12 protein-coding genes and 1 pseudogene are annotated in these 12756 nt (G+C 74.4%); 8 read left to right on the top strand and 5 right to left on the bottom strand.

Features of this window, described 5'->3' with window-relative positions:
• The 6 genes from G3I42_RS12250 to G3I42_RS12225 all read left to right on the top strand — a co-directional run.
• On the top strand, positions 1–1005 hold a 1005-nt coding region (locus G3I42_RS12250), incomplete at its 5' end, for a histidine kinase (RefSeq protein ID WP_164285288.1).
• 10 nt (positions 1006–1015) lie between these two features.
• Complete coding sequence (locus G3I42_RS12245; protein ID WP_164285286.1) at positions 1016–1672, top strand: response regulator transcription factor; 657 nt, start codon at positions 1016–1018, stop codon at positions 1670–1672.
• 110 nt (positions 1673–1782) lie between these two features.
• Positions 1783–3066, top strand: a complete 1284-nt coding sequence (locus G3I42_RS12240) for a glycosyltransferase family 87 protein (protein WP_203606691.1) — start codon at positions 1783–1785, stop codon at positions 3064–3066.
• Between the two features lie 10 nt (positions 3067–3076).
• A complete protein-coding gene (gene murJ, locus G3I42_RS12235) occupies positions 3077–4723 on the top strand; it encodes a murein biosynthesis integral membrane protein MurJ (protein ID WP_164285284.1) in 1647 nt (548 codons plus the stop codon).
• Between the two features lie 23 nt (positions 4724–4746).
• Positions 4747–5730 carry a threo-3-hydroxy-L-aspartate ammonia-lyase gene (locus tag G3I42_RS12230; RefSeq protein WP_164285282.1) on the top strand — a complete coding sequence of 328 codons (984 nt, stop codon included), beginning with the start codon at positions 4747–4749 and terminating at the stop codon, positions 5728–5730.
• A gap of 52 nt (positions 5731–5782) precedes the next feature.
• Positions 5783–7006: an aminotransferase class V-fold PLP-dependent enzyme gene (locus G3I42_RS12225; protein ID WP_203606690.1), complete on the top strand. Its 1224-nt coding sequence runs from the start codon at positions 5783–5785 to the stop codon at positions 7004–7006.
• Positions 7007–7190: 184 nt separating this feature from the next.
• Here G3I42_RS12225 and G3I42_RS37520 read toward each other — a convergent pair.
• From G3I42_RS37520 to G3I42_RS12210, 3 genes and pseudogenes are all read right to left on the bottom strand, one after another.
• Positions 7191–7445 (bottom strand): annotated as a pseudogene (locus G3I42_RS37520) (YkvA family protein); the annotation flags it as partial.
• Between the two features lie 186 nt (positions 7446–7631).
• Entirely contained in the window at positions 7632–8459 is an 828-nt protein-coding gene (locus G3I42_RS12215; protein ID WP_164285278.1) for a class I SAM-dependent methyltransferase, read from the bottom strand.
• Positions 8460–8558: 99 nt separating this feature from the next.
• On the bottom strand, positions 8559–9050 hold the full coding sequence (locus tag G3I42_RS12210) for an ATP-binding protein (RefSeq protein ID WP_164285276.1): 492 nt from the start codon (positions 9048–9050) through the stop codon (positions 8559–8561).
• 223 nt (positions 9051–9273) lie between these two features.
• Here G3I42_RS12210 and G3I42_RS12205 point away from each other — a divergent pair, with 223 nt between their 5' ends.
• Positions 9274–10044 (top strand): MgtC/SapB family protein, encoded by a 771-nt coding sequence (locus G3I42_RS12205; RefSeq protein WP_164285274.1) that lies wholly within the window; start codon positions 9274–9276, stop codon positions 10042–10044.
• Between the two features lie 82 nt (positions 10045–10126).
• Here G3I42_RS12205 and G3I42_RS12200 read toward each other — a convergent pair whose 3' ends face one another.
• A complete protein-coding gene (locus tag G3I42_RS12200) occupies positions 10127–11092 on the bottom strand; it encodes an LLM class F420-dependent oxidoreductase (RefSeq protein ID WP_164285272.1) in 966 nt (321 codons plus the stop codon).
• A gap of 69 nt (positions 11093–11161) precedes the next feature.
• Positions 11162–11974: a tyrosine-protein phosphatase gene (locus G3I42_RS12195; protein WP_164285270.1), complete on the bottom strand. Its 813-nt coding sequence runs from the start codon at positions 11972–11974 to the stop codon at positions 11162–11164.
• 217 nt (positions 11975–12191) lie between these two features.
• Here G3I42_RS12195 and G3I42_RS12190 point away from each other — a divergent pair.
• Positions 12192–12756: GTP-binding protein (locus G3I42_RS12190; RefSeq protein ID WP_164285268.1), on the top strand; the 565-nt coding region annotated here is incomplete at its 3' end.

The following is a 12756-nucleotide window of genomic DNA, read 5'->3' as shown; positions in this document are numbered from 1 at the left end:
GTGCTCGGCGGCCCGCTCCCCGCGCCGCCGCCACGCGCACGGCTTGGGGTCCGCCGGCTCGGTGAGGCCGCGACGTGGCGCTGGTTCGCGTACACGCTCGGGCTGGGCGCGCTGCACGCGGCGGTGGCGCTCGGGCTGCTCACGCTGCTCGCCTTCGCCGCCGTGCTCCTCGTGACCCCGTTGCTCGTGCACGCGCTCGCCCCCGAGGCCGTGATGATCATTCCGGGGCGGGCGGTGCCGAGTACCTGGGCCGGGCTGTGGTTCACAGGTGCGGGGCTCGTGTCCGTGCTTCTCCTGGCGTGGCCGACCCTCCTGCTCGCCGCCGCCGGGGCCCGGCTCGCGCGGTTGATGCTCGCCCCGCGCGCCGGTGACCGCGTCATCGAACTGACCCGTGCGCGGGCCCGGCTCGCCGACGCCTTCGAGGCCGAGCGGCGCCGCATCGAGCGGGACCTGCACGACGGGGCGCAGCAGCAGCTCGTGGCCCTGACCATGACGCTCGGTCTGGCGCGCATGGAGCTGGGCGACGACGACGCGCCGGGCGCCGCGCTCGTGGAACGGGCGCGGGGCGAGGCGCGGCGGGCGCTGGAGCAGTTGCGCGAGCTGGTGCGCGGCATCCACCCGCTGGTGCTCACGGATCACGGGCTCGCCGCGGCGGTCGAGGAGGTGGCGCGGCGCGGGCCCCTGCCCGTCCGGGTCGACATCGCATTGCCGCGTCGTCTGCCCGCGCGGGTCGAGTCGACCGCGTACTTCACAGTGACGGAGGCGCTGACGAACGCGGTGCGGCACAGCGGCGGTACGGAGATCGTGGTGAGCGCGCGACTGCGCGGCGGACGGCTCGTGCTGCGGGTGCGCGACGACGGGCGCGGGGGCGCGGACCCGGCGGCGGGCAGCGGGCTGCTCGGGCTCGCGGAGAGACTCGCCGTCCTGGACGGGCGGCTGGAGGTGTCGAGCCCGGAGGGCGGGCCGACGGTGGTACGGGCGGAGGTGCCGTGCGAGGAGGAGTAGCGGTGGAGGCGTGGTGCGCGTAGTGCTCGCGGAGGACGCGGTGTTGCTACGGGCGGGGCTCGTGGAACTGCTCGGCCGGGCCGGGCACGAGGTCGTCGCCGCGGTCGGCGAGGCGGAGACGCTGCGGCAGGCGGTGGAGCGGGAGCGGCCCGACATCGTGGTGACGGATGTGCGGATGCCGCCGGACTTCAGGGACGAGGGGCTGCGCGCGGCGCTCGCGCTGCGTGCGGAGCGCCCCACGTTGCCGATTCTCGTCCTGTCGCAGTACGTCGCCTCGGCGTACGCGACGCGGCTCGTCCTGGAGAGCCCGCCGGGTGGCGGTCTCGGCTATCTCCTGAAGGACCGGGTGGGCGAGGTCGCCGAATTCCTCGACGCGCTGCGGCGGGTCGGGGCCGGGGAGACCGTCATCGATCCGGAGGTCGTACGGGTCCTGCTCGGCCACCGCGCGGCGACGCACCCGCTCGGCAGGCTCACCCCGCGCGAGCGGGAGGTCCTGGCGCGCATGGCGGAGGGCGGCACGAACCAGTCGATCGCGAAGACGCTCGGCGTGAGTGAGGCGGCGGTCGTGAAGCACGCGAGCAACATCTTCATGAAGCTCGACCTCGATCCGGCCGAGGGCAACCGCCGGGTCCTCGCGGTCCTGGCCCACCTGCGGGCGCAGGAGTGACACGCGGGGCGGGCCCGGGAAAGGCTGACGCCTCGCAGTAGGCGAAACCCCACCATCCGACTCCGCTTACCGCCCGTGACCTGGGCTTTCCCTCCTCCTGGAATGGAGGGATGACTCTTCAGGACGTACGGGGACGGCGGGCACGGCGGGCGGCCCAGGAGCTGCGCGAACTGCTGAAACCGCGCGAGCTGCTGCGGCGCCGCCGCGTGTGGTGTGCCGTCCTCCTCGGGTGCTGTGTCTTCGCGCTCGGCCTCCGCGCGGTCAGCACCCTGCCGCCGCACCGCGTGTGGGGCGGCTGCGCGGCGGCCGGATACGCGCTCGCGGCGTGGTGCGCGGGGCGGGGGCGGTGGCGGTGGGCCGTGCGGTGCGCGGTGGGCGGGGCGCTCGTGGTGCCGGGCGTGTACCTGCTCGTGCGTGGGGCGGGACAGAGCGAGGTGTTCGTCCTGGAGCGGGCCGCGCACCACCTCGTCCACTGGGGCACCCCGTACGAAAGCGCCCCGGACAGCGTGCGCGGCTACACCCCGTACCTCCCCGGCGCGGCCCTGCTCGGACTGCCCTCGCTCGTGCTCCCCGGCCCACTGGGGGACGCGCGGGTGTGGTGCGCGGTGGTGTTCCTGGGGTGTCTGTGGGCGGCGCGGCCCCACGGCGGCGCGTGGGGGTACGGGCGGGGTCTCGCCGTGTTGTGCGCGGCGCCGCCCTTCGCGCTCGCCTGCGTGGTGAGCGGGGTGGACCTGCCGGTCGCGGGGGTGTGCGTGCTCGGGCTGGCGCTCGCGGGGCGCGAGCGGCCCGTGCCGGCGGGAGTGGTGCTCGGTCTCGGGTGCGCGGTGAAGTGGACGGTGTGCCCGGCGCTCGTGGTGGCGGCCGCGCTCCTCGTGGGGCGCGCCCGTCCCCGTACCCCCGCGCTCGCGGCCCTCGCCCTCGGCACCTCGCTCCCCCTCGTCCTCCTCGTCCTCCCGTGGGCCCTCGCGAGCCCCGGTGTGCTCGTCGAGCAGGTCTTCGCGTTTCCCTCCGGGCACGGGCGGCTCGCGACGCCGGCGGCGAGTCCGCTGCCCGGGCAGTTCCTCGCGGGGCTCGGGGCGGGCGGGTGGTGGGGCGCGCCGGCAGTGCTGCTGCTCGCGGCGGGCGGTGTGGGGTGGTGGCTCGTGCGCAGGCCGCCGCGGACGGCGGGTGAGGCGGCGGTACGGCTCGCGGTGGGGCTGAGTGCCGCCTTCGCTTTCGCGCCCGCGTCACGTTTCGGTTACTTCGTCGTGCCCTTCGTGCTGTCCGCCTGGGCACTGATCGTTACCGGGAGCGCGGCGCAGAGCGGGATAGGACGGGACGGGACGGACGTTTCACCAGGTGGGGAGGGCCTTGCTGGGCCCACCGGTCACAGGACGGGAACGGCGACCCCATAGAGTGCCCGTCATGACGGAGGGGATACGCACCGCCCCCGGCGGTGTGCAGGCTCGGGCGCGGCACAAGAAGAAGAGCGGACTCGCACGTTCCTCGCTGCTCATGGCGGCCGGCACGATGGCGTCCCGCGCGACGGGACTGATCCGCCAGGTGCTCCAGGGGGTCGCACTCGGCACGGGTCTGCTCGCGAGCACGTACAACACGGCGAACACGGTTCCCACGAGCTTGTACACGCTGCTCATCGGCGGGGCGCTCAACGCGGTGCTCGTGCCGCAGCTCGTGCGGGCGCGCATGCGGGACGCGGACGGCGGTCTCGCCTACGAGCAGCGGCTCGTCACGCTCGTCCTGGTGGTGCTCGGTCTCGGCTCGTTGGCGGCGGTGCTCGCGGCGCCGCAGATCGTCAGCGTGTACCTCCCCGACACCCCGGACCAGCACGAGGCGTACCAGCTCACGGTGACGTTCGCGCGGTACCTGTTGCCGCAGATCTTCTTCTACGGGCTCTACGCGATCTACGGGCAGGTACTCAACGCGCGCGAACGCTTCGGCGCGATGATGTGGACGCCCGTCCTCAACAACTTCGTCCTCATCGCGATGTTCGGCGGCTATCTCACGCTCATGACGGTGCCGAAGGACGTCTCGGGCGTGACGGCGCTGCACGTGCGCTGGCTCGGGATCGGCACGACGGGCGCGCTCGCGCTCCAGGCGCTCGCGCTGATCCCCTTCGCGCGCGCCGCCGGTTTCCGGTTCCGGCCGCGCTTCGACTGGCGCGGCACGGGTCTCGGCCCGTCGCTCGCCGCGGCGCGGTGGACGCTGCTCTTCGTCCTCGCGAACCTGACGGCGATGACGGTCGTGACGCACTACGCGAACCTCGTGGACACGCAGGCGCCGGACGCGGGCGCGGGGTACTCGGCGTACTCGTACGCGCAGACGATCTGGATTCTGCCGCAGTCGCTCGTGACGGTCTCGGTGGTGACGGCGCTGCTGCCCCGGCTGAGCCGCGCGGCGGCGGCGGGCGAGCTGAGACAGTTGCGCGGGGACCTCGCGCGGGCGCTGCGCATGACGAACGCGTTCATCGTGCCCGCCGCGTTCCTCTTCGCGGCGCTCGGCCCGGAGATCGCCGTGCTCCTCTTCCAGCACGGCGCGGTGAAGACGACGGCGCCGCTCGGCCAGATGCTCCAGGTGCTCGGGCCCGGGCTCATCCCGTTCTCGATGCAGTTCGTGCTCCTGCGCGGTTTCTACGCCTTCGAGGACACCAGGACGCCGTTCTTCATGGCGGCGCTCATCGCGGTCGTGAACATCGTGCTCGCCTACGCGTGCCACCTCATGCTGCCGACGAAGTCGCAGGTCGTCGGGATGGCGGCGGCGTACGGCGTGAGCTATCTCGTGGGGCTCATGGCCACGACGAAACTGCTGCGCAAGAAGACCCGCAGGCGGCTCGGCGGCAAGCTCGTCTCGGCGCACCTGCGCCTCTTCCTCGCCTCGGGCGTGGCCGCGATCGCCGCGGCGGTGGTGGTACGGGTTGCCGAGCGGCCCGGCACGGTGGGCCTCGCGATCGCGCTGGTGGCCGCGCTGCTGGTGGCCGGGATCGTCTACCTGCTGTTCGCGCGTGTCCTCGGCATCCGCGAGCTGGACCGCTTCACGCGCAGGAAGGCCGCCTAGGCCGGTTGGCTAGGCTCGCGCGCATGACTGCTGACGCCGCGCCCGCTCCCGTACTCCCCCGTTACCCGGACGTCGTGGCCGCCGCCGCGCGCATCGCCGGTGTCGCGCACCGCACGCCGGTGCTGCGCTCGCGGCTGCTCGACGAGCGGACGGGCGCGGAGGTGTACTTCAAGTGCGAGAACTTCCAGCGGATGGGTGCCTTCAAGTTCCGCGGCGCCTACCACGCGATGTCGCGGCTCGACGCGGACCAGCGGGCCGCGGGAGTCGTCGCGTACTCCTCGGGCAATCACGCGCAGGCGGTCGCCCTCGCGGCGCGGCTGCTCGGCATCGAGGCGACCATCGTGATGCCCGAGGACGCCCCCGAGAGCAAGCTCGCGGCGACGCGGGGCTACGGCGGCAAGGTGGTGCTCTACGACCGATACGCGGGTGACCCCGCCCCGATCGCGGCGGACCTCGCCGCCCGGCACGGGCTCGTCTTCGTCCCGCCCTTCGACCACCCCGACATCATCGCGGGCGCGGGCACGGCGGCGCTGGAGCTGTTCGAGGAGACGGGACCGCTCGACGCGCTCTTCGTGCCGCTCGGCGGGGGCGGACTGCTCTCGGGCACGGGGCTCGTGGCCCGCGAGGTGGCCCCCGGCTGCGCGCTGTTCGGGGTGGAGCCGGAGGCGGGCGACGACGGCAGGCAGTCGCTCGCGCGCGGCGAGATCGTGACGATCGAGCCGCCGCGCACCCTCGCGGACGGGGCGCAGACCCTCGCGCTCGGCGAGCTGACCTTCCCGCTCGTCAGGGAGGCGGTGACGGACATCCTCACGGTCCCCGACGAGGCGCTCGCGCCGTGCCTGCGGGATGTCGCGACGTACCTCAAGCTCGTCGTGGAGCCGACCGGCGTGCTCGGGCTCGCCGCGCTGTACGCGCAGGCGGAGCGGTGGCGCGGGAAGCGTGTCGGGGTCGTGGTGAGCGGCGGGAACGTGGACCTCGCCCGGTACGCGGGTCTGCTCGCGTCGTAGCCTCGAAGCGCGGCGTGCCACGAGGCGGGCCGCGTCCGAGGAAAGGCTTGGGATGACGACGCAGGTGCAGGCGCCGGGGACCACCGGCGGCGACGAGGGGACGGCGGGGCTGCCCACCCTCGCCGATTTCGCGCTCGACCCGGAGGTACGCCACCTCAATCACGGTTCCTTCGGCACGGTGCCGCGCCCCGTGCTCGACCGTCTCGCCGCGCTGCGCGCCGAGATGGAGAGCAATCCGGACGCGTGGTGGCGGACGCTGACCGGGCGCATCGCCGCGGCGCGCGCCGAGGTCGCCGCCTTCCTGCGCACCACGCCCGACGCGCTCGCCTTCGTGCCGAACGCCAGCTCCGGCGCGAGCACCGTCCTCGCCTCGCTGCGCTTCCCGCGCGGCGCGCGCGTCCTCATGACGGACCACACGTACGGCGCGGTCGCGATGGGCGTGCGCCGCGTCGCCGCGCTGCACGGCGCGGTCGTGGACACGGTGCACGTACCGCTCGACGCGTCCACGGAGGACATCGCGTCGCTGTTCGCGCGGAAACTGGGCTCGGGGGCCCCGGTGGCGCTCGTCGTCGTGGACCAGATCACCTCGCCGACCGCCCGGCTCTTCCCGCTCCCGGAGATCGTCGCCGCCTCGCACGCGGCGGGGGCGCGGGTCCTGGTCGACGGTGCCCATGCCCCCGGGCTGCTCGCCGATCCGCTGGGGCATGCCTCGGGCGCCGACTACTGGACGGGCAATCTGCACAAGTGGACGTGCGGGCCGCGCGGCACGGCCGCGCTCGTGGCCGCCGAGGACGTGGCGCAGGAGCTGGTGCCGCTCGTGAACTCGTGGGGCGCCCCGAACCCGTACCCGCACCGCTTCGACGAGCAGGGCACGCAGGACGTCACGGGGTGGCTCGCGGTGCCCGGTTCGCTCGCGTTCTTCGCGGAGCGCGGGGGCTGGGACGCGGCGCGCGCAAGAATGGAGCGCACGGTCACGGCGGCGCAGGCCCTGCTCGCCGAGGCGCTGGGCGCCGACCTCGCGGGCGTCAGCGTGCACGAGGCGCCCGCGATGCGCCTGATACCCCTCGCTGCCACGCTCGCGACGGACCCGGACCGGGCGGCGGCGCTCCAGCGGCGCGTCGCGGCGGAGCTGCGCTGCGAGGTCTCGATCACGTCGTGGGACGGGCGCGGCTTCCTTCGGCTGTCGGCGCACGTCTACAACCGCCCCGAGGAGTACGAGTACCTCGCCGAGCGACTGCCCGCGCTGTTCGCCGCGGCGGAGCGCGAGGCGGACTGACCGGGGCGAGTCAGCGTGTGCGCCGGGGAGGGTGTCCCGTCCCCGGCGCCCGCCCCACCTGCTTGGGCGCCCCGCCCGTGACGTGCGCCGCCGGTCCCGCCTCGTGCCCGCGAGCAGCCCGCTTCGCCCCGTGCCCGCGCGTCGCCCGTCCCGCCACGTGCCGTACCGCCGCGCCCGTGTCGCCGGCCCGCAGGGAGCGCAGGGCGAGGAGGAGGACGCCGATGTCGTCGAGGTAGACGGGATCGGGGACGAGGTCGGTGGGGAGGACGAGGTAGAGGAGCGCGCCCCAGAAGACCCACCGCTTCCCGGCCGGGAGACCGGCCGCGCGCAAGGTCCTGCGGGTGCGCACCAGGCGGACGGCGAGGACGAGGGCGAAGGCGAGCACGGCCACCGCGAGCACGGCGAGCACGATCAGCAGGTCCCGTGTGTCGTCACTCATGCCAGGCTCCCTGCCGGCCTCGCGAGGACCCGTGCCCCCGCTCCTGAGGTTCGTGTACCCATGCGGCGGGGGTTGAGCGCGGGCCGTTCGGAGGACGGGAGGGCGCGGCCCGCATCCCCTTCGCGCCCCGTCCCCGTCTCGCGCCCCGCCTCTGTCACGCGCCCCGCCCCCGTCTTGCGCGCCGCCTCAGCCCGTCGCCGTCACCGTCCACGCCGGGAGGCACGCGTTGCCCTCCGTACGCGCGCACGCCGCCAGGACATCGGCCTCGCTCTCGGCGAGGTCGAGGACGTGGGGCGCCGGCGTGCCCTGCGCCCTGGCCTCCGCGAGCCAGTACGCCGCGGCGTCGATCTCCCAGTCCGCGTCCTGAAGTCCCTCGGTGGGGACGTGGCTGACGGGGCCCGCCTGCCAGCCCGTCTCGGCGAGGAGACGCAGGAGCTGGGGGCGCGAGAAGGGGGTGCGGATGTTTCCGTCGCCCCGCAGCCCCGCGCCCACGAGGTGGGCCTGGAGGCGGACGGCGAGGAGGTGGGCGAGCTGACCCGGGGCGGTCGGCTCGGGGTCCCACTCGGCGAGGTGCAGGACGGGCGCCCACGCCCTGGCGCGCGCCAGGAGGTGCCGCAGGCGCGCGGCGTCGGCCACGTACCAGGAGCAGTGCGAGAGGACGACGGCGTCGAAGCCCGGCTCGGGCGGGGCGCTCGCGAGGTCGAAGCCGAGACGGGTCTCGACGCGGTCGCCGAGCGGGCCGGACGCGAGGTGGCGCAGCGAGTCGCCGAGCGTGACGGGGGCTCCGTGGGCGGGCGGTCCGGGGTCGGTCGCGAGGACGTGTCCGGTGGGGCCGACGAGGTCGGCGAGGACGGCGGTCGTGTCGCCCTGGCCGCAGCCGATTTCCAGGAGCCGGGCGCCGGGGCGCGGCTGCCAGTGCGCGGCGAGGGCCTGGCGGTGGGCGGTCTGCCGGAGCTGTGCGGCGGGCGAGTACGCGTGACCCGCCATCAGGGCGGCGAGCGCCTCGGGCGTCATGGGGCGCGGTCCTTCCGGCGGGGGGGGACGAGTCGCTGGAGGATACGCGAACGCGGGCGCGGGGCTCAGTGGGACAGGTAGCTCAGTGCGGCAGGACGCTCAGTGGGGCAGGTCGACGACCGCGCCCACGGACTTGCCGCCGGGGGTGAGGGCGATGCGGACCTCGCGGCTGAGCGCGCGGACGATCTCCAGTCCGTGGCCGCCCACGCGGGCCGGGTCGGGGGTGAGGAAGCTCGGTGCGACGGGGCTCGTGTCGTGGACGGTGACGACGACGTGCGTCGCGTCGCCGGTCAGTTCCAGGGCGTGGAAACCGCCCGCGTGGCGCTCGGCGTTGGTGGCGAGTTCGCTGACGACGAGGTGCAGGTCCCCCGTCGTGCGCTCGGGGACGCGCGCGCACCACTCGGCTTCGAGGCGGTGCAGGAAGCGCGTGGTGACGGCGCGGGCGGCGGCGACGCTGCCGGGGCTGCCGTCGAAGTGCGCGGTGTGGTGGAGCGGCTGGGCGGGCGCGGCGTGCCCCGCCGACTCGGCGCCGTCCGCCGCGCGGACGTACCCGCTCGCGTGGTGAAGCGCGGTCGTCGTGTGCTCGTTCATGGTCTCCAGCCCCCCGTGACGCGTGTGCCACCGGGACGCCTCACTGTGCCCGGCTTTCGCCGGATACCCCGGTCCTCGCGCCGCACACGCGGCGGCGCGTGTGAGGGGGGTCACAGGGTGGGGCGTGGATAGGCTCGGCGGCGGCCGGTGACGGATGTGCGTACGGGGCCGGTGCCGGGCGCAGGGCGCGGTACCGGACCGGGCGCGGAAGGAAGGTGGGCGGATGCAGGCGCTGGCGATGTCGCTCTTCGATCCGGCGGCCGGGCAGGGTGCCCGTCAGTTCGCGGAGATCGGTCTCGCGCTGCTGCTCTCGACGCTCATCGGGGCCGAGCGGGCGGTGCAGCAGAAGAGCGCGGGCCTGCGCACCCACACGCTGGTGGGAGTGGGCAGCGCCCTGTTCATGGAGGTCTCGCAGCACGGTTTCAACGCGGTGCTCGGGCTGGAGAACGTCTCCTTCGACCCGTCGAGGGTCGCGGCGCAGATCGTCTCGGGGATCGGCTTCATCGGCGGCGGACTGATCTTCGTCCGCCGGGACGCGGTACGGGGCCTGACGACGGCGGCGACCGTGTGGCTGACGTGTGCGATCGGGATGGCCTGCGGGGGCGGGCTGCCGTTGCTCGGGATCGCGGCGACGCTCGTGCACTTCCTCGTCGTGTGGGGCTACCCGTGGCTCACGCGGTGGCTGCCCGCGCTCTCCTCGGTCGAGCAGGCGGGCCTGACGCTGAGCTACCGCTCGGGGAGCGGCGTGCTCTCGCTCGTGCTCAAGGAGTGCACGGACATGGGCTTCCGGGTCGTCCAGGTGAGCGTGGAGCGGCCCGCCCGGCCCAGCAGGAAGAAGGGCCCGCCGGCCGAGGAGGAGGAGCTGGAGACGGGGACGCGGGCGGTGTGGCTGGAGGTCGAGGGCTCCGGGAGCGTGTACGCGCTCGTCGCCTCGCTCTCGGAGTTCGACGGGGTCCTCGACGTGACCTCCGACCGCGCGGAGACGGCCGAGTGAGCGACAGGCGGCGGTACGGGTACGGGGCGGGCACTGCCGAACGGCGCCCCGTACCCGTACCGCCCGCGAACCCCGCGGCGCCTCACAGCCTCCGCAGCGCCGGGAGCAGCCGCTCGCGCGCCCAGCGCAGGAAGGGTTCCTGGTGGTCGCCGCCGACCTGGATGAGCGCGATCTCGTCGAAGCCGGCGTCGGCGTAGGCGCGTACCGCCTCCGCGAAGGCGTCCACGTCGTCCCCGCAGGGGACCGCGGCGGCGACGTCCTCGCGGGTCACGCTGCTCGTGGCCCCGGCGAAGGAGACGGGGCCGGGGAGTTCGGCGTTGACCGTCCAGGGGCCGAGTGACCAGCGGAACTGCTCGTGGGCGCGGGTGAGCGCGGCCTCGCGGTCGGGGTCGTAGGAGACGGGGAGCTGGCCGACACGGGGTTTGCCGGTGCCGCCGAAGCGGTCGAAGTCGGCGAGGAGTTCCGCCTTGGGCTCGGTGGCGATGACGAGGTCGGCGAGGCGTCCCGCGAGCGCGCAGGAGCGGGGCCCGGAGACGGCGACGCCGATCGGCGGGGCGGTCTCGGGCAGGTCCCACAGCTTGGCGTCCTGGACGGTGAAGTGCTTGCCGTCGTGGTGGACGGTCTCGCCGTCGAGCAGGGCGCGGATGATGCCGACGGCCTCCTCCAGCATCTCGACGCGGACCGGGGCGGTGGGCCAGCCGTGCCCGACGACGTGCTCGTTGAGGTTCTCGCCCGAGCCGAGGCCGAGGCGGAAGCGCCCCTGGGACAGGAGTTGCACGGTCGCGGCCTTCTGGGCGACGACCGCGGGGTGGTAGCGCACGGTCGGGCAGGTCACGTACGTCATGAGCGGCAGGCGCTCGGTGGCCTGCGCGACGGCGCCGAGGACGCTCCACGCGTAGGGCGCGTGGCCCTGTTCCCGCAGCCAGGGGAAGTAGTGGTCGGAGATGACGGAGAAGTCGAAACCGGCCTCCTCGGCGCCGACCGCGTGCGCCACCAGCTCGCGAGGGCCTGCCTGTTCGGTCATGAGTGTGTATCCGATGCGGGGCATGGCACTCGATGTGACCGCGCGGAGGGCACGTCAAACCCCAAACCTGCCGAGCGGGTGTCGGACAAACATTCAGTCGGCTGCCCGGCCGGGGTCTTCGGCGGGCACGCGGGCGGGTTCTTCGGCGGGCTCTCGGGCCGGTTCCCCGGCCGGTACGAGGAAGCGGGCGCGCAGGGCCGTGACGGTCGTCTCGGGTACGCCGTGCGCCGCGACGTAGGCGGCCACGCCACCGTGGTCGCGGTCGAGGTCGTCGAGGAGGTGGCGGATGACGGCCTCGGGGGCGCGCCCGTAGTGCTCCCACCCGGGGGCGCGGCCCTCGTTGCGGGCGGACCAGTCGGCGCGCAGGCGCGCGGTGGCGCGCTCGGTGAGGGCGAAGTCGGCGGCGACGGTGTCGCGGTCGACGCCGAGGAGGGTGAGGACGAGCGCGGCGATGATGCCGGTGCGGTCCTTGCCGGAGGCGCAGTGGAAGACGGCGGGACCCTCGGAGTGGGCGAGGACGCCGATGACCTCGGCGATCTCCTCGCCGCCGTCCGCGATGATCTCGCCGAGCTTGTCCGCGAGATACCGCCAGGGGTCGGGGAGCGGGCCGGTGGCGGCCTGGTCCCAGGGGCGGTGCTCGATGCCGATGCGGTGGAAGGCGAGTCCCTCGCGTGCGGGGACGCGCCCGGAGCGGGTGAGCTCCCAGTCGTGGCGCAGGTCGACGACGGTGCGGATGCCGAGGGCGTCGAAGCGCGCGCGGTCGGCCTTGGCGGCGGGCTCGTGGAGCTTGGCGAGATTGTCGGAGCGGTACAGGACGCGGGAGCGCGTGAGCTGTTCCCCGGCGGCGGGATAGCCGCCCAGGTCACGGAAGTTGTGCAGGCGGTCGAAGCCGAGGTATCTGTCCACGGTCCCGATCCTAGGCACCCGTCCGGGTGAAGGGCCGGGGTAATTCGCTTGCGGGGCGCTCGCGTTGCCCCGCAAGCTTTCCCGGTCCGCGTGAGGGCCCCTCGGGGCCCCGGCGGGCGTCGTACCCGTATCCGTTCGAGGAGGTCCGCCATGCGCGCTGCCCACTGGTTCGTTCCGCAGGCCATCGCAGTCCCTTCCGACCTCACGGAGCACCTGGGTGCACTCGCACGACCTTCGGCCCGCCCCTGCGCGGGACCATCTCAATCTCGGCGTTCTCGCCCACGTCGACGCCGGTAAGACCAGCCTGACCGAGCGGCTGCTGCACGCCGCCGGGCTGCTCGACGAGCCGGGCAGCGTCGACGCGGGCACAACCCGTACCGACTCGCTCGACCTGGAGCGGCGGCGCGGGATCACCATCAAGGCGGCCGTCGTCTCCTTCCCGCTCGGCGACCGCACGGTCAACCTCGTGGACACCCCTGGCCACCCCGATTTCATCGCGGAGGTGGAGCGGGTCCTCTCGGTGCTCGACGGGGCCGTCCTCGTCGTCTCCGCCGTCGAGGGGGTGCAGCCGCAGACGCGGGTGCTGCTGCGCACACTGCGGCGGCTCGGCATTCCCACCCTGCTCTTCGTCAACAAGATCGACCGGCGCGGGGCGCGCGAACTGCTCGGCGAGCTGCGGGCCAGGCTCGACCCGGCGGTCGTGCCGCTGGGCGTGCCGGCCGGGGCGGGGGCGCCCGGGGCGCGTTTCCGGCCGTACGCGCCGGACGAGCCCGCGTTCACCG

Origin of the sequence: Streptomyces sp. SID11385, from assembly GCF_010548245.1 — a bacterium.
In the GTDB taxonomy this organism is placed as follows: Bacteria; Actinomycetota; Actinomycetes; order Streptomycetales; family Streptomycetaceae; genus Streptomyces.
This window is presented reverse-complemented; position numbering and strand designations above follow the sequence as displayed.

Excerpts from the sequence above, each read along its gene's own strand:
- G3I42_RS12230 (WP_164285282.1), top strand. The coding sequence starts at position 4,747 with ATGACTGCTGACGCCGCGCCCGCTCCCGTACTCCCCCGTTACCCGGAC.
- G3I42_RS12225 (WP_203606690.1), top strand. The coding sequence starts at position 5,783 with ATGACGACGCAGGTGCAGGCGCCGGGGACCACCGGCGGCGACGAGGGG.
- G3I42_RS12205 (WP_164285274.1), top strand. The coding sequence starts at position 9,274 with ATGCAGGCGCTGGCGATGTCGCTCTTCGATCCGGCGGCCGGGCAGGGT.
- murJ (WP_164285284.1), top strand. The coding sequence starts at position 3,077 with ATGACGGAGGGGATACGCACCGCCCCCGGCGGTGTGCAGGCTCGGGCG.
- G3I42_RS12215 (WP_164285278.1), bottom strand. The coding sequence starts at position 8,459 with ATGACGCCCGAGGCGCTCGCCGCCCTGATGGCGGGTCACGCGTACTCG.
- G3I42_RS12210 (WP_164285276.1), bottom strand. The coding sequence starts at position 9,050 with ATGAACGAGCACACGACGACCGCGCTTCACCACGCGAGCGGGTACGTC.
- G3I42_RS12240 (WP_203606691.1), top strand. The coding sequence starts at position 1,783 with ATGACTCTTCAGGACGTACGGGGACGGCGGGCACGGCGGGCGGCCCAG.
- G3I42_RS12200 (WP_164285272.1), bottom strand. The coding sequence starts at position 11,092 with ATGCCCCGCATCGGATACACACTCATGACCGAACAGGCAGGCCCTCGC.